The following is a 20,393-nucleotide window of genomic DNA, read 5'->3' on the forward strand; positions in this document are numbered from 1 at the left end:
TCATTTTAAAAAATTAGTTTTAGGATGAAATAAAAAAGACCCACGATGGTCGAACCTACCAGAAATTCCAGGGCATAGAAGTATTTCTTTTTCTTCTCTACCACTTCGTTTTCAAGTGAATCGGTCTTCGTGATTTTTGGTGCACCTTGTTTACTAGTCAATTTCATTTTTGTATTCATTGACTGGCAATTTGGTCTAATTAATGACCTGGAATAGGAGTATCATTGCCCAAAAGAAATGGTCATTTGTCACGCTAGGTGAATGCAGTAAATATGTAACATGAGAGAGAGATGATGTTACATTTATGCAAGATGAGAAACAATATGAAAGAGCTTAAAATAAATAAAGCGCCTGTGGCGCTTTACTCTAAAATATCTTAATGGCAGCGTTGGCTACCTCATTCTTAACTTGCCGGACTCGAATATCGAAATCGATGTCCTCATAATCAATATCATCATACGCTACGGAAGATAAAAACTCAACCAACTTAGAGGGGTGCGTAGTAGAGTGCCCTTTTTCATTGATATACCTGAGCTTCGTCCACAAGATGGTTTTCAATTCTGTCTCTTCGTCGTCAGTCATGAAATATTCTACCACCATTGAATTATGATTGTGCCAAATGATCCGAGAGAATATTTTCACCCACTCTCCCATGCCTGCGGATTTGATATAGGCTATCTGATGATTGTAGACTACCCAAATGGCATTAAACGCCTGGTAGATTTCAGACATTTGCAACCCATAAAGTTTAGGCACCTTATCTTCACGAGCATTGAAGAAATAGTCAAAGTATTTGGCATTGTTTAGGTGTTTCAAGGGATCACAATCCTGAAAACGGATAACAACTCTTGATTTAGTGGTTTTTTGATACTTCTTCGAAGGGTCAAATTCAAACATGCTCTAGATATCTTTCGGTAATGATTCGTTTATGATGGGCCAGGTGCCCTGCAATTATAAATATAATTGCTCTAACCGAAACTTTTGCACCATTGGCATTACCGATGCGCTCTGTAGCCTGACTTGTAAAATTAGAAATCATATGAATGTTTGAAGTACGCAAGCTCTCAAATTCCTGAAGCAACTCATTGATGGAGTTTTGTGAGTCGTCGGCCCTTTCAACAAAGCCTTGTTCGTCAAAGCCTGGTAACATACCATGCTCGCCACGCGCAATTGACATGGCACGAAAGGCAAACATTCGCTCAGCATCTATCATGTGACGGAGCAATTGCTTAATAGTCCATTTGCCCTCTGCATAAGCATAATTGTACCTATCATCTGGAATCGCATGAATGAAGCTAATAAACTCCTCCTTTTGATCCCTAATGCATTGAAGTACATCTGAGGAATCAACTCCATTTACATAGCCAGCATAAAACTTGTGATATTCATTTTCTTCTGGTTTTGAAATCTGCATCTTGTTTATCGTTGAATTGTAAATCCGTTTAGAAATGTATAAATCTCTGAATAGGTATATGGCTTTAGTTCTCCATCCTTATATGAAGCCTCTGTCAACAACTGCTTTAACACGTCAATTTGATCATCATCCACAAGTATCAGCTGCTCATCATTTTTCAACACATAAATCGGTTTTTTTTCTTTCTTTACTTTGAGTACAATGAACTCGTTGTTGATATACCATTTTCCTTTCAAGCTAGTCGAAGAAGCCTGAAAGCCATAACTTTTACTTTTGAACCTTCCCTTCGAATCAAAATTTAAGGTTTTGCTTCCCATTAGGTCTTTGGTCATCCAGTGAGTCTCAACCAGGTCATTTGAAGTAACAAAACTTTTGTTATCCTCTAAGAATGATTCAAGGTAAATCGTTACCTCTTCTTCCAAACTCTGGGCCTCTGGAGAGAAGCCCGCAATCATCAATAATAAAAAAAGAATTACCCGATGTTTCATCCACTACTCTTTAAACCAACCTGCGTATTTTACATAATTGTCCGCTGTACGCTCAATCATTCCCTGTCCTTTTTCCCCTATCTCCTTCACCTTTCGAGCCGGATTACCAACATAAATGGAGTTAGGCTCTATAATAGTGTTTTCTAATACGATTGCACCGGCTCCTATAATTGATCCGCTTTGAACCACCACATGGTCCATCACGATGGCTCCCATACCAATAAGCACATTATCTTCCAGCGTACAGCCATGAACAATGGCATTGTGCCCAATAGACACTCTATTGCCAATCACCGTCGCAGCTTTTTGATAGGTACAATGAATAACGGCGCCATCTTGTATATTGGTGTAATCGCCGATCGTAATTGAGTTGACATCACCTCTTACAACCGCATTGTACCATACTGTACAATGATCCCCCATCGTCACATCTCCAATAATGGCAGCAGTCTCTGCAAACCAACATTCCATACCATATTTTGGCTCAATGCCATTCAGTTTTCTAATCAAACTCATTGTCAAGATTTGTTTACAACAAATCTATCCGTTTGAATTTTGCCATGCAAGTATGGCTGAATCGCTCACCGCTAATCCATCCCGCAGTTTCTGATCGGCAATAGGCTCCTCGTATTTATTGCTTATGGGCAAAACACCTGCCCAAACATCCAGATCATAGTCCGATGCCTCATCGACAGGGTCTCCAGTCCGGATTTTAGCGGAAGCTGCATCAATTTCAAACTTCAAGACCGATGTAATGTCCAATTCTTTTTGACTTGGCACACGACATTCGTCCCAGCGGCCTTTTAGGATATTTTCAGTGATCACGAACAACCCGTGATTTTTATCTTCATTGGTCTCCAACTCTTCCGCCTTTCCGAACAAAATAACTGACCTATAATTCGCTGAGTGATGAAAAGCAGATCTGGCGAGTACCAGTCCATCGAGATGAGTAACAGCCATACATACCGGTACCCCTTCTTTTACAGCTTTCATCGTTCGACTTTTCACCGAACCGTGAACATATATAGTCTCTCCATCACGGCCGTATGCTGTAGGAATCATAAAAGGTTCGCCATTGACAACAAAACTGATGTGACAAATACATCCTGCATCAAGAATATCAAAAACCTGCTGTTTATCATAGGTTGCTCTTTTGGCTCCCCGTACCACTTTGTTTTTAGCTGTTTTTTCGAATTGTTCCATCTTAATAAATTTAAATCGTCACTCAAAAATATGAGTTAACTGGATTATCATTGTAATCCATTTTTGACAAATAAACTGGTCCAGATATGTTACCATGGAAATCCATCATAGTCGTCGATAGAACTGACCATCGTCCGGTCTATTTACAAATTTCTGACAGCATAATTTCTGAAATCATGCAAGGCAGAATCAAGAAAGGAATGAAAATGCCAGGAAGCAGAACTTTAGCTCAGCTGTTGATTGTCAATCGAAAAACAATTCTGCAGGCCTACGATGAGCTCATGGCACAAGGCTGGATGGAAATTATTCCTACAAAAGGCACCTTTATCAAAGAGTCTTTGCCGGAGATCAAGCAGCAGCCTTTGGTAGAGACCTCAAGTATCGAAATCATAAATGCGTCCAATGAAGATTTTTCTAAATACGAAGTTCCAAGAGGCGCACATGTGATAGATGATGGTACGCCCGACTATCGATTGGCTCCAATTGATCTGCTCCTGAAAACCGCACGTTCAGTTTCAAAAGGAAGTATTGGCAAAGCCGTGATACAAGGCAATCACTTTTTCGGTGAGAAAACTCTTAGAAATGGTCTGACGAATTACCTCTCCTCCACCCGGGCGATCAATGGGTCAGCCAATAACATCTTAATAACACGTGGGAGCCAGATGGCCATATATTTATCATTTGCTACTCTTCTAAAAAAAGGCGACAGGGTCATCGTTGGAGAATTGAATTATCACTCGGCAGACCGGGCCATTCGAACGTCTGGTGGTCAACTGGTTAAGGTACCAGTCAACCATGAGGGTCTGGATATCAAAGCCATTGAGAAGGAAGCACAGCAAAATAAAATAAAGGCGTTATATGTAACCCCACACCATCAGTATCCGACGACTGTTACAATGCCAGTTGAAAATCGAATGAAACTTCTGAACCTGGCAGAACAATACGATTTTCACATCGTCGAAGATGACTACGATTACGACTATCACTATGAACGCTCTCCCATACTACCACTAGCGAGTATCGATAGGAATAATAGAATTATTTATATCGGATCATTTAGTAAGATTATCGTACCATCGGTTCGCATTGGATATATGTTTGCAAGCGAGCCTATTATTCGCGCCTGCGGAGAATTGCGAATGATTATTGACAAATTGGGTGACCCCATACTCGAAAGAGCACTGGCCGAAATGCTACGCGCCAATGAAATAGATAGGTTTCTGAAAAAAGCTGTCAATAGGTACAAAATCAGAAGAGATCTATTTTGCTCAACACTGAAGGCCGGTCTTGGATCGGCTGTTGATTTTGCTATACCTGATGGGGGCATGGCAGTGTGGATTACCTTCAGAAACATCAAGATTGAAGACCTCATTAGAGAAGCAGAGAAAATAAAACTCTCACTCAAAATAGATGTGTATGAAAAAAAAGAGAATGCGTGCAGGCTTGGGTTTGCATCAATGAATGAAGAAGAAATTGTAACTAATACTCAAATATTAATACAAGCAGTTAGAAATTGTTGAATTATAGTGATTCTCATCAGTGAAATTCAATGTTATTCTGAGCAATCTGCCTTTGTTTAAATATCTTACAATATATTTAGTCTCGCAACTGCCTTTCGAATCAGCTATAACTATAAATCTTTAATTCATGAAGCAAAGGTTATTGAATGCAAGTAGAGCAAAGAAAATGGAATAAGAACAAGGGTTGGGAAATATTGTCGGACTTTAAACTAGGCAATAAGGCTAATCTTGTTTTCGTATTTGGCTCTACTGACTTGGTTCAGGATCAGTCCAAATTCGATGAGGTCAGGAGCATATACCCAAAAGCCGAGATTGTTGTGAGCTCAGGTTCTGGAGAAATCATGGCGGGTGAAACGAGTACACATACGCTATGTGTGACAGCTATCCATTTTAAGAAAACGAAAATCGAGACTTTAGAAATTAAACTTGATGACGTAAAAGACAGTTTTGATGTAGGTGCTCATATCTCGGCGCACATCAACAAGGACGATTTATCTAACCTGATGATATTTTCAAATGGAGATCAAATCAACGGCTCGCACTTGCTGACTGGACTTCAATTCAATCTTTCCGAAACTGTCCCAATAACGGGTGGACTGGCGGGTAGCTACGATCCGTTTTCCTCGACTTATACCGGTTTGAATGGAATTGGTGTGAAGGGCAGCGTCATTGGCATTGGTTTTTATGGCAATGATCTAAAAATCGGACATTCTTCTAAAGCTGGCTGGACACCCTTTGGTCCGGAAAGATTTATCACTAAGTCAACTAACAATATTCTTTTTGAATTGAACGAGGAGCCTGTTTTAGACTTCTATCAGAAATATTTAGAGGGGCTTTTTGATGACATGGTTGAAGCTATTAGAATTTACCCGCTCGGGATAAAAACAGAAAACGGAGAGGAACGACTTTTAAGAGCTTTTTTAGGTTACAATAAAGAAAAAGGGGGTGCCCTTTTTGCCGGAGATATGCCTGAAGGTGCGAGAGTAAGAATGATGAAATCAAATATTAGTTCGTTGATAGATGCTGCAGGAGATGCTGCTCATTCGTGCACATTACCGTTCGACATCAAAGAACCTGACCTGGCACTTTGCGTAAGTTGTGTTGGTCGTCAGTTTGTATTACAAGATTGGGTCAGCGAAGAAATTCAAAATGTAAACGAGGTCTTTGAAGGCCAAGTACCATTGGCTGGCTTTTATTCCTATGGCGAAATAGCTCCCCAAGGGCCCAATAAAAAAAGTGCGCTACACAACCATACCATGACAATTACTACGTTTAAAGAACTATGAAATCTGACTACAACAAAATTCTAACTCGTCAGATAAGGAAGTACTCCAATGGTGATGGAATACCGGAGAACCTTGAACCTTTATTCAAAAGTATTAGTCTGTTCTACGACAATTTCGAAAGAGATCAAAAGCTAGTAGAGCGGGTAATGGATTTGAGTTCTGATGAATTAATGGATTCTAATTTGGAACTCAAAAAACTCAACGAGGAGATGGACCGTTTTGTGTACAGCACCTCTCATGATTTACGAGCACCCTTACTTTCCATTTTGGGCCTACTCAATATTATAGAAAATGAAAATACCCAGTATGACATCAAAGGCTATCTTAAACTACTAAGGGATAGTACTGTTAAATTGGACCGATTCATTAGTGATATTATAGACTATTCAAGAAATACAAGGCTTGAAATCAATTGTGTGGAAGTGGACTTTTCTTCTCTGATAGATGATAGTTTTAAGCACCTGAATTATATGCCAGGGTGCTCTACTCTGCTCAAATTGATCAACATAGACAATCATGCTACGCTGTACAGCGATGATCGTCGGCTATCCATCATCTTTAATAACTTGATTTCTAATGCGATAAAATATCAAAAATCTGATATTGAAGACAGTTTTGTCAATATAGAAGCTGAAATTAGTCATACTGAGCTTCGTGTGGAAATCGAAGACAATGGTGTTGGAATAGCAGAACAATATCTGAAAAACATTTTCGATATGTTTTATCGAGCCTCCCCTGAGGCTAAAGGTTCCGGCCTGGGTTTGTACATTGTTCAAGAAACGCTTGAAAAGCTTAATGGCAGCATCGAAGTCGAATCAACTTTAGGTAAAGGAACAAAATTCACCGTTATAATACCTAACATGACACTAGGCTCCTAATTCTTATGAAAAGATTGTTTTTCCTATCGGCACTGATGTTTTTAACCCAAAGTGGGTTTTGCCAATCCAACTCACTGAGTGACCCTGAACCTTATTTCTCAGCAATAATTGTGAAGGATTTGAATACTTCGCTGGACTGGTATTCTGAAGTACTAGGTTATGAAATTCTAAATAATAAGAACTTCCCTGAGATGAACTTCAAACAGGCAAACCTAAAACGGGGAGATTCCGCCATTGAATTAATCGAACTGGGGAGCGCCATATCTCCTGCAGAGGCAATTTCTGATTTCAACTCTAAATCCAAATTAATCGGCCTGTTCAAGATTGGGTTCAGAGTTGAGAATTTTGATAAATGGATCCAACATCTGGAGCAATCCAAAGTCAACTTTCATGGCCGCGTGGTAATCGATGAACTGTCTGGCAAACGCATGGTCATATTTAAAGATCCTGATGACAACAGAATTCAGCTGTTTGAGAAATAAAGACTGCTTTCTTAAAGGAAACTTCATCTCTATTCAGAATTAAAAAAACAAATCTTTCTGGGCCTATATGGCTAAATATTCAGAAAACCTTCAGGTAATTTTCTCTAAAGAATCTGTTTTAAATTCTATTTTTCTGTCATTGTTGATACCTTAAAAAAAGCAAACAATGACCTATTCGTCCTTTCATCTTTTCAGAATTATACTTTTCGCTCTCTTGCTTGGACTATCTTGCTGCAATCAAGACGAAGGACCAAGCATAGTCTTGATTGGTGATCCGCCGATAACTGCTGTTCATAACAGGCCTTATACCTACGAGATAAAAGCGGAAGCCGATGCTGACAACAATGGTTTGAGTATTCAAACCATACAAATTCCTAATTGGCTATCGCTAGATGCAGACAGCAATACTTTATCCGGTACAGCAGGATGGTCAAATCTTGATCGTACGTTTTCGGTTGAACTTCAAGCTACGCAGGGAGATAAGACCCTGAATATCTCATACACGCTTATTGTGGCGCTCGGGGAAATTATCTGTGATTCTCCTTTTGGTAACCCCTCAGAGTCCGAATATGCACTTCCATACAATATAGGAGAAAGCTATAGAATGTGGCAAAGTTATTGTCACCCTCAGTGGTCTCATAAAAATTGGTTCTCTTACGACTTCGATATGCCGATGGGTACGGAAATACTTGCCTCAAGAGCGGGTACTGTTATTTTTGAAAGGGACGAGTTTGAAGATGGCACCAATGTTTCAGGCAACGAGAACTTTATCTTTATACAGCATATTGACGGAACGGTCGTTCATTACGTACATCTCATGAAAGATGGTTCTTTGGTATCAGTTGGTCAAAAGGTTGAACAGGGTGAGTTAATTGGCCTGAGCGGAAATTCTGGTGGATCTGCAGGTCCTCATCTACACACTTCACAATTCATCGGAAGGAGCAATTTTGACAGACAATACTCCATCCCTATGAACTATAAAAATGCTGCTGGAGAATTGAACGCAAATAATGGTCTGGTCATTGAAGTTTACTATGAGGCACTTCCCTATGAGAACTAAATATATCATCATTTTGGCATAATTAATACCTACCTTTGCGCCTCGAAATAGATAAGACAGTCCATGAAGCGCATCAACGAATACAAAAAACTATTTACTGTAGAAGCAGATACTGATCTGAAGCAGTTGAAGACTACTTACAGAAACCTTGTGAAAGAATGGCATCCCGATAAGTTTCAGGACGACGACAAAAAAGCAGCTGCCGAAATCAAAAGTCAACAGATTATTGATGCTTATCACTTTCTTGTCAGCATTGCACCCGAGACCAAAGCTGCCAATTTGGAAGAATATACTGTCACCACAACTGAGTCAAGTATCGCAGACTTCAAACACAAAGGACTGTTATTGGAAGTTTCATTCACAGACGGCACTACTTACGAATATTTTGGCGTGAACCGAAATCTGTATGGTAAATTTGTGAATGCCGAAAAGCAATTCCGATTTGCCAGGAGAAACATCTTCAACTCTTTCCTTTACAGAAAGTCGAAAAAGGACATGCAATTAGCCTAAAGTTGTACCATGCACGACCTTCAGAGGCATATGCATAATCGACAGAGGTTATTGTAGAGCTGACAGGGTTTAACGCTCGAACATGCAAAATGAGCAAAGCTACCTGCCAATCAACTTGGCAATTGCCGAGTTCGCCTTAACAAATTCAAACCCTTTTAACACATTTTCTAATTTATCCGCAATCTCATCATTGGCCGGGTTGCCAATGCTACCCAGGTGGGTATGGTTCACTTCTTTGCTAAGTGTACTCCCTCCTGCTTCGATGGCCTTTCCTACCTGAATGTACGCGTCACGAAACGGCACTCCCTGATTAACCAGGCGGTTGACTTCTTCTACACTGAACAGATCGTTGTATTTCGGATCATCAATGATATCCGTTTTCACTTCAATGTTCTTCATCGCGAAGGTGCACACTTCCAGCGTAGATTTCAGTTCTGTGAAAGCAGGTAAGAAAGTCTCTTTTATGGTTTGCATATCACGGTGGTAACCTGAAGGCAAGTTGGTTGTGATTAACGTTACTTCATTCGACAGGGACTGCAGCTTGTTCATCTTGGCACGAATGAGCTCAAAAACATCCGGATTCTTCTTATGTGGCATGATACTGGAACCCGTGGTCATTTCTGTTGGCAACTTCAGAAATCCAAAATTCTGAGAATTATACAAGCATATATCCATACTCATACGAGATAAGGTGGCAGCAATGCTACTCATGGCAAACGAAACAGATTTTTCCACCTTACCCCTACTCATCTGCGCATAAACTACATTATAACTTAGATCCTCAAAGCCTAGCAATTCGGTCGTCATCTTTCGGTCCAAGGGAAAGGAAGATCCATAACCCGCTCCTGAGCCTAGTGGGTTTTGGTTGACAATCCTATAAGCTGCCAAGAGCAATTGCAGATCGTCTGTCAAACTCTCAGCATAGGCTCCAAACCACAGGCCAAAAGATGACGGCATGGCGACTTGCAAGTGCGTGTATCCAGGCATCAATACTTCCTTGTGTTTTCTGCTTAGGTCATTGAGAGTGGTGAATAGTTCTTCAACCAACTCTGTCATCGTTTGAATTTCATGACGAATAAAGAGACGCAAATCCACCAAAACCTGATCATTGCGAGAGCGTCCGCTATGTATCTTCTTGCCCGCATCTCCTAGTTTTCGCGTAAGAAGTAATTCCACCTGTGAATGCACATCTTCGATATCGTCCTCTATTATGAATTGGCCTGCTTCAATGACTCCGAGAATATTTTTTAGTTCGGTCTGCAGTTGAGCATGTTCTTCTTTTGTCAGCAGATCAATGCTTTCCAGCATGGCCGTATGCGCCATAGAACCATAAACATCGAAAGATGCAAGCAGCAAATCCAGCTCACGATCACGACCCACAGTATAGGTCTCTATTTCCTTTGATACTTCGTTTGTTCCTTTATCCCAGAGTTTCATGTTTTATCTATCAATAGTCACAGTCAATAGTCAACGGTAGATTGTCGACTTTGACCATAAACTGGTTTATAAATTAAGATTATCAAGCAAATTGATATAACCGCTTATTCCACCTTCTATCTCTTCAATTCCAATATACTCATCGGCTGTATGTGAGCGTGCCGAATCTCCCGGTCCGATTTTAATGGTATTGAATGGCATGAGTGCCTGATCCGACAAAGTAGGTGAACCATATTTTTCCATGCCCAGAGATTCCCCACGTTTGACGACTGGGTGATCCATCGCAAGTCCTGATGGGTTTAGCCTTAGAGATCGTGGAGTTACTTCTACATCAAGCAAATCATTTATTATTTCTACGGTTTCTTTATTTGAATAAACGTCAGTAGTCCGAACATCTACCACAAACTTGCAGCTATCAGGTACTACATTGTGCTGTGTTCCCGCTTCTATAAGTGTCACCGTTTTTTTAATTGGCCCGAGGAAAGCTGACTCTTTTTCAAACTCAAAAGATTTCAGTTTTTCAATTTCAGTCAAAGCTTTATAGATCGCATTTTCTCCCTCCTCGCGCGCTGCATGCCCGCTCACTCCACTAGCCACACAGTCCAATACTGCAAGCCCTTTTTCAGCAACAGCCATTTGCATTAGGGTTGGCTCTCCTACGATTCCTAATTCGATTTTGCCTAATTGGGGAATAAGGGAGGCAATGCCATTGGCTCCTGATATTTCTTCTTCTGCCGTTGCCGCCATTATGAGATTATATGGCAAATCTTCCTGGCCTTGATAGTGCAGAAAGGCCTGAATCAAACAAACCAAAGGGCCACCTGCGTCATTACTTCCTAGTCCAAACAACTTTCCGTCCTTCACCTGTGCTTTGAATGGGTCAAGTGAATAAGTGGTTGCCGGTTTCACGGTGTCCATGTGTGAATTGAGTAGAATCGTTGGTTTGCCTTCATCCCAATGCGAAGACTTCAGCCAAATGTTATTACCGGAACGTAAGGGATTCAGTCCCTTGCTTTTAAAAAAGGAAGTCAAGTAATCTGACACCAATTCTTCCTCTCGACTGAAAGATTGGATCTCGATCATTCCTGATAAAAGATCTATAGATTCTTGCGTTTTAATGTGGTATGTGTCTATCGTTTTTGACATAGTACCGTTCCTGCATAATCGTCAGATTCTATAGTATCAATCGAGTCAAAATGACAAATTTTCACTTGTGACACCCCTGCATCGATCGCACTGAAAGCATTATCTATTTTGGGGATCATTCCGTCGTTAATCGTACCATTTTTCTTCAGGCCTTCATAATCCTTTTTCAAGATCAAAGGAATTACAGTTTTCTTCTCGAAATCACTTAATACGCCAGGCTGTTCAAAGCAGTAGACCAAGTTCACCTTGTGGGTTTCACTAAGAGATTTGGCCAGCGCCGAAGCAATCGTATCAGCATTGGTATTAAGTAGTTGACCACTGTTATCGTGAGTTAAAGCACATATCACTGGAGTGATACCTAAATTCATCAAAGAGTTAAATACCTGATCATTAACACTCTCAATATCACCCACATAACCGTAATCAATTACAAGATTCATTCGCTTATAGGATTTGATCAGGTTCAAATCGGCCCCAGACAATCCCAGTGCCTGAATATCAAGACCTTGGAGCTTGGCAACAATCTTTTTGTTCAGCCCAGAAAATATCATGGAAACAATATCAATTGTATCCTTATCTGTTAGGCGTCGACCCTCAATCATTTTAGGCTCAATACCCAACTTTCTTTGCCATTCTGAAGCAATGTTTCCACCCCCATGTACAAGCATTTTTCTGCCTTCTATATTGGCAAATTTTTTCAGAAAGGCATCAAGTGCCTGTTCTTCATTGATAACTTTTCCACCAATTTTTACAATAGTCAATTTTTCCATTTACCCGTTCGTTTATATGATTAACCAATCAATTTTCTTAATACCAAATTGGCCGAAGTCACTCGATGTGCAGCTTGCTCCATTACGATCGAATGCTGACTGTCAATGACTTCGTCTGATACGATCACATTTCTTCGCACTGGCAGACAGTGCATGAATTTTGCCTGATTCGTCAGTTTCATTTTCTGCTGGTCAATCATCCACTTCTTGTCTTGCGACAATATCTGCCCATAATCCATATAAGAAGACCAGTTTTTAGCATAGATGAAATCAGCGTTTTCAAAAGCTTTTTGTTGATCATATTCTAACTTAACTCCCTGCATAAATTCAGGTGCCAATTCATACCCTTCAGGATGCGTCACCACAAAATCAAAATCCATCTGGCTCGTCCATTGCGCAAATGAATTGGCCACCGCCTGCGGCAAAGCTTTGGGATGCGGCGCCCAGGACAGTACTACTTTGGGTCTGTCTACTTTGGCAAATTCCTTAATTGTAATCATATCTGCCAGCGATTGTAATGGATGAAGCGTGGCGGACTCCATGTTGATTACCGGAATGGTACAGTGCTTTACAAATTGATTAAAAACCTTTTCATTGTAATCATCTTCTCTATTGCTCAATGAAGCAAAAGATCGTACCCCTATGGCATCGAAGTAACTACTCAATACACCGGCTGCTTCCTTGATATGCTCGCTGGTATAGCCATTCATGACGGTGCCATCCTCAAATTCCAATTGCCAGCCTTCCTGATTCAAATTGAAAATAAAGGACTGAATACCCAGGTTAAAAGCTGCCTTTTGCATGCTCAATCGCGTCCTTAAACTTGGATTAAAAAACAGTAGGCAAATAGACTTGCCGGTATATACCTTTGGACCGTAGGTCTCAATTTCTTTTTTTAATTCTAATGCCTCTTCCACCCATACCTTGGGGTCATCTACATCATTGATCGAGCAAAAATTCATTTGACTATTGTTTATCTTTTTGAGGCTGGGTGAAGCCAACAATTCACTTTCACCACCTTGCAAATCCACTGTTTGATCTATTGGTTTCATCTGTTTAAATTTTGTTTTTATTAGTCAGATGGAACCTCCATGAATTAATCATTCCTTTGTGGGTATGATCAAGGTACATGTCGGTTTCATGACAATATTTCTTTCAAGGCTTTCACAAAGGTGTCTGCCTCCTGTTTTCCTATAGTCATGGGCGGCAACAATCGAAGCACATTCGGATTAGTAGCCGCTCCCGTAAAAATTTTATATTCAGTAATTAGCCTGGAGCGTATTTCTTTGACTGGCTCGTCAAATTCAAACCCTAACAGCAAGCCTTTACCTCTTATTTCTTTAATCTCCTTTATATCGCCCAGTTCCGTCTTGATGTAGGATCCAATTTCTCCGCAGTTTCGAATCAATCCCTCTTCTTTGATCACTTCCAGCACGGCTTGACCGGCAGCGCAAGCCAGATGGTTGCCACCAAAAGTAGTACCCAGCTGTCCGTACGTAGCTTCAAATTTTGGTGCGATAAGTACCCCCCCAATCGGAAACCCGTTCCCCATTCCTTTGGCAACGGTTATCAAGTCGGGCTTGATGTTGGTGTATTGGAATGCAAAGAACCTTCCTGTACGTCCATACCCTGATTGAATTTCGTCAAGTATCAAGAGGGTTCCAGTATCTTTACAGGCCTTTTTAAGAGATTCCATGAACACTGGATCTGGTTCATATATCCCACCAATACCTTGAATGCCTTCAATTAAAACAGCTGCATATTCATTAGAAGCTAAAGCTGTTCTCACGCCCTTCTCATCATTTAGCTCAAGCAAATCAATGTGGTCTGTTGGATTGACGGGTGCCTGAATTTTAGGATTGTCAGTAACTGCAACAGCTAGAGAAGTGCGACCGTGAAATCCATTTTTGAAGGCCAGTACCTTTTTTCTTCCGGTCTGAAAAGAAGCCAGCTTCAATGCATTCTCGTTGGCTTCAGCACCTGAATTGCATAGAAATAGATTGTAGTCAGGAAATCCTGACAGTTCACCTAATTCATGTGCCAGTTCTTCCTGAATCGGAATTTTTATTGAATTGGAATAAAACCCTATTTCATTGACCTGCTTCGATATGTTGGAAACATACTTTGGGTGTGAATGACCTATAGAAATCACGGCGTGCCCTCCATACATATCAAGATATTTAGTGCCTTTGTCATCCCAGACATAAGCTCCTTTAGCCTTTACTATGTTGATGTTGAAAACAGGATATACCTTATAGTTTTGCATGATTACTTCTCTGAGATGATATCCGAAATCTTATCGTAAGACTTCATTAAACCCTTGATTAAGGCAGAACTCATACCTTCGTGCTCCATTTCATTCAAACCTGAAATTGTACATCCTCTGGGCGTGGTTACCTTATCAATTTCTTCTTCAGGATGGCTATTGGAATTGAGTAGCAGACTGGCCGCTCCCATACAAGCTTGAGTAGCCATATTTTTCGCCTCTGGCGCATCAAAGCCCAGCTGAATAGCTCCTTGAGTAGTCGCGCGAATGAGGCGCATCCAGAATGCAATGCCACTCGCGCAGATAACCGTAGCCGCTTGCATCATGTTTTCTTCTATGACCAAAGACTGACCCAATGCATCAAAAATCTGCTGTGCAATCTTCATTTGTTCCTTGCCCTGTTCGTTGGCGCTTAAGCAAGTCATTGACTGACCCACTGAAATAGCCGTGTTGGGCATGCTTCTAATGACCGCAATATCCTTTTTAAGCACATTTTCAATGTCCGAGATGGCTCTGCCCGTTACGGTAGAAATCAATACATGTCGCCCCTCAAGTAATACGCCCTTGATTTCATTAAGCACGCTATTGATTTGACCAGGTTGGATACAGAGGATAATAATATCTGATTGCTGAACTGCTTCAATGTTACTTGAAATCACCTTGACCTTGTTACTATCAAATTTCTCAGCCAAACCGGTTACATTTCTTTTTGTCAACGTTAGTTGATCTACATGAAATCCTGTTTGCTTAGCTATACCCTGGGCTATAGAGTACCCTAAATTGCCGACGCCTATTAATGCTATTTTCATAATTCTTAATTCAAAGTCTAAACTTTAGCGTGCGACATCAGAAGCCGCTACTTTTTAATCGAAGCCCTTCTTTCTGATCCAGCCCAAACATCAGATTCATATTCTGAACCGCTTGTCCTGAAGCGCCTTTGATCAAATTGTCGATCACTGACGTTACCAAGACCGTATCACCATGTTTTTCGACATGGATTAAGCATTTATTTGTATTGATTACCTGCTTCATGTCGGGAGCTTCATCCAATACATATACAAATGCGGCATCCTTATAAAATTCCTTGTACCAATTCACAATTTCTTCTTCGGTAGCAGACACAGTAGTATACAAGCTGGCGAATATCCCTTTAGCGAAATTTCCACGCACAGGCAAAAACTTAATATCATGTTCGAAGTCGCTCTGCAGCTGCTTAACAGACTGGTTGATCTCACCCAAATGTTGGTGATTGAAGGCCTTATAGATCGAGACATTGTTATTTCGCAAGCTATAATGAGTTGTTCGTCCAGGCTGCTGCCCTGCTCCTGTAGAGCCCGTTACTGCATTAACGTGAACATCTTCGGTCAATACCCCATGTGACGCCAGAGGTAATATTCCGAGTTGTATGGCAGTAGCGAAACAACCCGGGTTCGCTAAATGCTTGGCTGCTTTAATAGCTTCCAAATTCAATTCGGGCAAACCATAGACAAAATCGTTGCCTTCAGCTTTTAGTCTGAAATCATTACTCAAATCAATAATTTTTACTGATGACGGTAGGTCATTAGAAGATAAAAACTCCTGCGTCTTGCCATGACCCGAGCAAATAAAAATAACGTCCACCTCCAAGTCCAACTCGGCCGAAAAATCGCCTTCTACGTCTCCTATTAAATCTTTATGGACTGCATGAATTGGACGGCCAGCATTGCTCGAACTTTGAACAAATGATAACTCGACCTGCGAATGATTGGCCAATATCCTCAACAACTCACCTGCTGTATAGCCCGCACCTCCTACTACTCCTACCTTTATCATGAGTTGATAGCATTAAAAATTTTAGATTGATTGGCCAGAATCTTAGTGAAGCCTTTCACATCTTCTCCAGACCAACCATTATTCATTTCACCGTATTGACCAAATTTAGAACTCATCAAATCTTTGTCAGAAGTGATACCAATCACCTCAAATCGATAGGGTGCCAATTTCACTTTAACTACTCCTGTCACATTCTTCTGTGTGCTCTCCAAAAACACCTCTATGTCGCGCATTACTGGGTCTAAGAATTGTCCTTCATGCAGAAGCATACCATACCAGTTGGCCAACTGCTCTTTCCAATGCTGTTGCCACTTAGTAAGTACATGTTTCTCTAGTGTGTGATGTGCTTTGAGTATGATTACTGGTGCCGCTGCTTCAAATCCAACTCGGCCTTTGATTCCGATAATGGTATCTCCCACATGCACATCACGGCCAATGCCATATTTAGAGGCTATATCGTTTAGTTTGAAAATAGCCTCTACTGAGTCAAGCGCATTGTTATTTAACCCAACCAACTCGCCCTTTTCAAACTGAAGCTCCACTTCTTCACTTCCGTCCTTTTCTACCTGGCTTGGAAATGCGCTTTCGGGAAGTGATAAATGAGATGTCAATGTTTCATCTCCACCTACAGATGTCCCCCACAAGCCTTTGTTGATAGAGTACTTGGCTTTTTCCCAGGAGATATTCACTCCTTTGGTTGCCAGATAATCAATCTCTTCCTGGCGTGACAATTTGTTGTCCCGAATAGGTGTAATGATTTCAATTTCAGGGCAAATGATTTGAAAGATCAAATCGAATCGCACTTGATCATTTCCGGCACCTGTGCTTCCATGAGCGATGTATTTGGCTCCGATAGATTTTGCATGATTAGCGATCGCCAGGGCCTGGAATACACGCTCTGCACTTACTGATAATGGATAAGTGTTGTTTTTCAGGACATTCCCGTAAATCAGATACTTCAAACACTTCTCATAGAAATTGGATGTTTCTTCGAGACAATGATGAGAAGACACGCCATAAGAAAAGGCTCTTTTCTCGGTTTCCTCTAATTCCTCTTTTGAGAAGCCACCGGTATTAACGATGACTGTATGTACGTCCAATCCCTGATCTTTCAAATAAAACGCACAGTATGTGGTATCTAATCCACCGCTAAATGCCAATACTACTTTCTTATCACTCATTTCTTCTTATTCAATTTTCGCTTATTCTTAAAACTGGTCAAACGCTGAAACCGCTTGGCAATGGCTCCTTTTGGTTTTTCAGGTTTCACTTGTGATTTTTCATCGAACAACATACCCGTACACAGGCAATTAGCTCGATTATTTCTTTCCAGTATATCATGATTGGGGCAGCTTTTACAGCCATTCCAGAAGGCATCATCAGTGGTCAATTCAGAAAATGTGACTGGGCGATAACCCAACTCATAGTTGATCTTGAGTACAGCCAGACTGGTAGTTATACCGAATAGTCTTGTCTTTGGGAATTTCTCCTGTGAAAGCTCTAATATTTTCTTTTTGATTTTCTTCGCCAATCCAATATTTCGATATTTTGGACTTACGACCAACCCCGAATTAGCTACGTACTCCTTGTTCTGCCACGTTTCTATGTAACAAAATCCTGCCAACTCCCCAGCATAAGTAGCTATTACTGCCTGCTCTGATTCAATCTTTGATCGAATATATTCCGGCTCTCTTTTTGCAATTCCCGTTCCACGCGCTTTGGCTGCTGACTCTATCAAATCACAAATTTCCTGAGCAAATTTTAAATGCTCTATGGTTGCATATTGCACATCCACGTTCATAACCAATGAACTTTAATGGTTTAACTAAAATATTTTGAAATCAATGTTGGAATTGAGGTTACCGCATAGGCAACCTATCATTAGCAGACCCCTACGGGCCTGTTGTTCCTCCTTGGTGCAGGAGTAGCAGCGATGAATGCGATATGTAGTTGCTTGTTTTTCATCTGAACAATGCAAAGAAAAGCAAAGGATTGATTAACCTGCAAGCTTTTACTCTGATTTTTAAAGAATCATTGAATTATTAGAGATCATTCAAAATTATACTATCAATTTTAAATTAATTGCAACAGAACAATCAGCGCAACTGGTTCTCAAATACTCGCTTCTCCTCAGTTATTGAAAAATATTCAGAGAATACATCGAGTTTTTTGAGTTGATCACTAATAAATTTCTGATGGCTTTCGGAATCAGGATTGAAGGGTCTATGCGCTAAAGCGACCCTGACCTTATCCCACTCTTTGACTATTTTCTGCGTCTGATCAGAAAAGTAGGTCTGCTGAAATTTATTCCAAATATAGTCCTCTGCCATTTCGGTTGGATGTATCATATCATTCTTATAAAAGCGATAATCACGTAAATCGTCCATCATCATCTCGTAAGCTGGGAAATATTCTATCTTTTCATCACGTGTCAGCTCATGACAGAGCACTCGGAGCAAAGATTTGCTTAACTGATTCTCAACGATTCCATCCTTAATATGACGCACCGGACTAACAGTAAAAATGAATTGTAATGAAGGGTTGACGGTATTCAAATAAGACTTAAGCTGCTGAAATGAACTGATCATTTCTTCTATTGTTAACAGTCGTTTAGTGAAGTTCTTTTGAGGTAACTTGTGACAATTGGCTACTACCTCTGCAGTACTTTTGCGTTCATAAACAAAAGCAGTACCTAAGGTAATGAAAACAAAATCTGCGGTGGATAGGTACGCTGTGATTTCCTTTTTTTTGAGCTCTAGCACCGTTTTCAAGGTACCTTTGTCACGAGACGTAAATTGAGAATGGTAATCCAGATGAAAGTACTGACCCCCTACTTCGACAAACTTTTCGGCATCTACCTCCCTGGATAATAAAAGATCAAATATTGAAATGGGGTTATAGACCGTTCCAAATGGATTCAATTGTACGGAAAACTTGCTATCAAGTAACTTCTGACCAACATTATCAGAAAAACATGAACCTACGGTAAGCAGATTAGACTCATGCCTGATCTGCATTGAAGAGGACTTGGGATGATATTCTGTGCGAAAGTTATTTGAATTCATGATAACCATAGATCAAAGATAAGGCAATAAAAAAACCAGAACTTAGCCGTTCATTTCTACGCCTTGAATTATTTCAATTTATCATATATTTAATTGCACCAACATTCTCTTAACCACCTCATTGGATCAGTCACCACTCCAACTGATTTTCTCTAGTTATAAACACCAAATATGTCTTCTGCCAGTTACAACTAAATTGTTAAAGTTCAGACCTAATAGCATTTAGAACATCTGATTCAAAAACAAAAATGGTTTTAGAATGTGAGGGTAAAGTCTTGAACAAGAATCGAGAAAATAGCTAAAAAGTTAAGGTATTAATAAGAATAAAATACCAATAAAATCTCCCATGAATGCTCAAATACTAGGTTGGAACTCATTTCTTTTCCATAAATCATCTCGCACAAGGAGGAATAACAGTCTCCAATTGCATTTAAGTAAGTAACAAGCCAATCCCAACCAAGAAATTAGGAATAATAACGCGACCTGAGACCATGAGAGTAACATCCTCCTGGTTTTCAATGGCGCATACTGGAAAAAAACATGAGAGTCCATGAGTTTCTTTTAAATGTGCAAATATCTAATAAGGATAATGAAAAGTAGGATTAGTGAAATTATGGTAATCGACAACAACGAGTTAGATATTATGTTATGCGAATCGGTAATTGAGTCAATAGATCCCGAGCTAAACATAATATATAGCAACAACGCAATCGCAGCGATTAAACTTCTTAAGGCTCCTGGAGGAAAACTGCCTAATATCATTTTAGTGGATATTGAGATGCCCGAAATGAACGGTTGGGAGTTTTACAATAGCGTCAAGGATCTAATCCGTTCACAAAAACGTCCAGTAATGGTTTGCATTCTATCGAGTTCGGAAAAGCAAGCAGACATTGAAACATTTAACAATCAGGAAATACCTTTTTTTATTAAGAAACCTCTAACGGAGCAATTGTACTTGAAGTTAAAAAATAACTATACCCAATATTTCAGTAAACTCGATTGGAATCGGGAGATCCGGACAAGTGCTTAGCTACACACAAAATCGATGTCAGTTTA

General features: G+C 40.2%; 23 protein-coding genes. 7 read left to right on the forward strand and 16 right to left on the reverse strand.

Annotated elements, in window-relative coordinates; all coding sequences use genetic code 11:
• Nucleotides 1-5: 5 nt before the first annotated feature.
• The 6 genes from ABJD64_RS16720 to ABJD64_RS16745 all read right to left on the reverse strand — a co-directional run bounded on the left by ABJD64_RS16720 (nucleotide 6) and on the right by ABJD64_RS16745 (nucleotide 3,105).
• A complete protein-coding gene (locus ABJD64_RS16720) occupies nucleotides 6-179 on the reverse strand; it encodes a hypothetical protein (protein WP_348181727.1) in 174 nt (57 codons plus the stop codon).
• Nucleotides 180-366: 187 nt separating this feature from the next.
• On the reverse strand, nucleotides 367-897 hold the full coding sequence (locus tag ABJD64_RS16725; RefSeq protein WP_348181728.1) for an acyl-CoA thioesterase: 531 nt from the start codon (nucleotides 895-897) through the stop codon (nucleotides 367-369).
• Entirely contained in the window at nucleotides 890-1,414 is a 525-nt protein-coding gene (locus ABJD64_RS16730) for a DinB family protein (protein ID WP_348181729.1), read from the reverse strand. Before ABJD64_RS16730 ends, ABJD64_RS16725 begins: the two co-directional genes overlap by 8 nt.
• 5 nt (nucleotides 1,415-1,419) lie before the next feature.
• Nucleotides 1,420-1,902 (reverse strand): hypothetical protein, encoded by a 483-nt coding sequence (locus ABJD64_RS16735; RefSeq protein WP_348181730.1) that lies wholly within the window; start codon nucleotides 1,900-1,902, stop codon nucleotides 1,420-1,422.
• A gap of 3 nt (nucleotides 1,903-1,905) precedes the next feature.
• A complete protein-coding gene (locus ABJD64_RS16740; protein ID WP_348181731.1) occupies nucleotides 1,906-2,418 on the reverse strand; it encodes a gamma carbonic anhydrase family protein in 513 nt (170 codons plus the stop codon).
• 24 nt (nucleotides 2,419-2,442) lie between these two features.
• Nucleotides 2,443-3,105: a pyridoxamine 5'-phosphate oxidase family protein gene (locus ABJD64_RS16745; RefSeq protein ID WP_348181732.1), complete on the reverse strand. Its 663-nt coding sequence runs from the start codon at nucleotides 3,103-3,105 to the stop codon at nucleotides 2,443-2,445.
• Nucleotides 3,106-3,191: 86 nt separating this feature from the next.
• On the opposite strand from ABJD64_RS16745, the gene ABJD64_RS16750 reads away from it, so the two are divergent.
• From ABJD64_RS16750 to ABJD64_RS16775, 6 genes are all read left to right on the forward strand, one after another.
• Nucleotides 3,192-4,625, forward strand: a complete 1,434-nt coding sequence (locus ABJD64_RS16750; protein ID WP_348181733.1) for a PLP-dependent aminotransferase family protein — start codon at nucleotides 3,192-3,194, stop codon at nucleotides 4,623-4,625.
• A 146-nt stretch (nucleotides 4,626-4,771) separates the two neighbouring features.
• Nucleotides 4,772-5,911, forward strand: a complete 1,140-nt coding sequence (locus ABJD64_RS16755; protein ID WP_348181734.1) for an FIST N-terminal domain-containing protein — start codon at nucleotides 4,772-4,774, stop codon at nucleotides 5,909-5,911.
• Nucleotides 5,908-6,789, forward strand: a complete 882-nt coding sequence (locus ABJD64_RS16760; protein WP_348181735.1) for a HAMP domain-containing sensor histidine kinase — start codon at nucleotides 5,908-5,910, stop codon at nucleotides 6,787-6,789. The genes ABJD64_RS16755 and ABJD64_RS16760 overlap by 4 nt, the downstream gene beginning before the upstream one ends.
• Nucleotides 6,790-6,794: 5 nt before the next feature.
• Nucleotides 6,795-7,271 (forward strand): VOC family protein, encoded by a 477-nt coding sequence (locus ABJD64_RS16765; protein ID WP_348181736.1) that lies wholly within the window; start codon nucleotides 6,795-6,797, stop codon nucleotides 7,269-7,271.
• Nucleotides 7,272-7,437: 166 nt separating this feature from the next.
• Complete coding sequence (locus ABJD64_RS16770; RefSeq protein WP_348181737.1) at nucleotides 7,438-8,331, forward strand: peptidoglycan DD-metalloendopeptidase family protein; 894 nt, start codon at nucleotides 7,438-7,440, stop codon at nucleotides 8,329-8,331.
• 63 nt (nucleotides 8,332-8,394) lie between these two features.
• Nucleotides 8,395-8,841, forward strand: coding sequence for a KTSC domain-containing protein (locus ABJD64_RS16775; RefSeq protein ID WP_348181738.1), 447 nt, complete (start codon nucleotides 8,395-8,397; stop codon nucleotides 8,839-8,841).
• 99 nt (nucleotides 8,842-8,940) lie between these two features.
• On the opposite strand, the gene argH is transcribed toward ABJD64_RS16775, so the two are convergent.
• The 10 genes from argH to ABJD64_RS16825 form a co-directional block, all read right to left on the reverse strand.
• Nucleotides 8,941-10,278, reverse strand: coding sequence for an argininosuccinate lyase (gene argH, locus ABJD64_RS16780; RefSeq protein ID WP_348181739.1), 1,338 nt, complete (start codon nucleotides 10,276-10,278; stop codon nucleotides 8,941-8,943).
• 66 nt (nucleotides 10,279-10,344) lie between these two features.
• Complete coding sequence (locus tag ABJD64_RS16785; protein ID WP_348181740.1) at nucleotides 10,345-11,424, reverse strand: M20/M25/M40 family metallo-hydrolase; 1,080 nt, start codon at nucleotides 11,422-11,424, stop codon at nucleotides 10,345-10,347.
• Complete coding sequence (gene argB / locus ABJD64_RS16790; protein ID WP_348181741.1) at nucleotides 11,409-12,194, reverse strand: acetylglutamate kinase; 786 nt, start codon at nucleotides 12,192-12,194, stop codon at nucleotides 11,409-11,411. Before argB ends, ABJD64_RS16785 begins: the two co-directional genes overlap by 16 nt.
• Nucleotides 12,195-12,214: 20 nt before the next feature.
• Nucleotides 12,215-13,246, reverse strand: a complete 1,032-nt coding sequence (locus ABJD64_RS16795) for an N-acetylornithine carbamoyltransferase (protein WP_348181742.1) — start codon at nucleotides 13,244-13,246, stop codon at nucleotides 12,215-12,217.
• A gap of 86 nt (nucleotides 13,247-13,332) precedes the next feature.
• Nucleotides 13,333-14,460, reverse strand: a complete 1,128-nt coding sequence (locus tag ABJD64_RS16800; protein WP_348181743.1) for an aminotransferase class III-fold pyridoxal phosphate-dependent enzyme — start codon at nucleotides 14,458-14,460, stop codon at nucleotides 13,333-13,335.
• Nucleotides 14,461-14,462: 2 nt separating this feature from the next.
• Nucleotides 14,463-15,269 carry a pyrroline-5-carboxylate reductase gene (proC, locus tag ABJD64_RS16805; RefSeq protein ID WP_348181744.1) on the reverse strand — a complete coding sequence of 269 codons (807 nt, stop codon included), beginning with the start codon at nucleotides 15,267-15,269 and terminating at the stop codon, nucleotides 14,463-14,465.
• Between the two features lie 37 nt (nucleotides 15,270-15,306).
• On the reverse strand, nucleotides 15,307-16,272 hold the full coding sequence (argC, locus tag ABJD64_RS16810; RefSeq protein ID WP_348181745.1) for an N-acetyl-gamma-glutamyl-phosphate reductase: 966 nt from the start codon (nucleotides 16,270-16,272) through the stop codon (nucleotides 15,307-15,309).
• Nucleotides 16,269-17,453 (reverse strand): argininosuccinate synthase, encoded by a 1,185-nt coding sequence (argG, locus tag ABJD64_RS16815; protein ID WP_348181746.1) that lies wholly within the window; start codon nucleotides 17,451-17,453, stop codon nucleotides 16,269-16,271. Before argG ends, argC begins: the two co-directional genes overlap by 4 nt.
• A complete protein-coding gene (locus tag ABJD64_RS16820; RefSeq protein WP_348181747.1) occupies nucleotides 17,450-18,073 on the reverse strand; it encodes a GNAT family N-acetyltransferase in 624 nt (207 codons plus the stop codon). The genes argG and ABJD64_RS16820 overlap by 4 nt, the downstream gene beginning before the upstream one ends.
• 295 nt (nucleotides 18,074-18,368) lie before the next feature.
• The gene (locus tag ABJD64_RS16825; protein WP_348181748.1) at nucleotides 18,369-19,337 is read right to left on the reverse strand and encodes a GSCFA domain-containing protein; all 969 of its coding nucleotides are present in this window, start codon (nucleotides 19,335-19,337) and stop codon (nucleotides 18,369-18,371) included.
• A gap of 589 nt (nucleotides 19,338-19,926) precedes the next feature.
• Between ABJD64_RS16825 and ABJD64_RS16830 the strand changes: the two genes are divergently transcribed.
• Nucleotides 19,927-20,367 carry a response regulator gene (locus tag ABJD64_RS16830; protein ID WP_348181749.1) on the forward strand — a complete coding sequence of 147 codons (441 nt, stop codon included), beginning with the start codon at nucleotides 19,927-19,929 and terminating at the stop codon, nucleotides 20,365-20,367.
• The last annotated feature ends 26 nt before the right edge of the window (nucleotides 20,368-20,393 follow it).

It is taken from the genome of Reichenbachiella sp. (genome assembly GCF_039944555.1).
Classification (GTDB): Bacteria; Bacteroidota; Bacteroidia; order Cytophagales; family Cyclobacteriaceae; genus Reichenbachiella.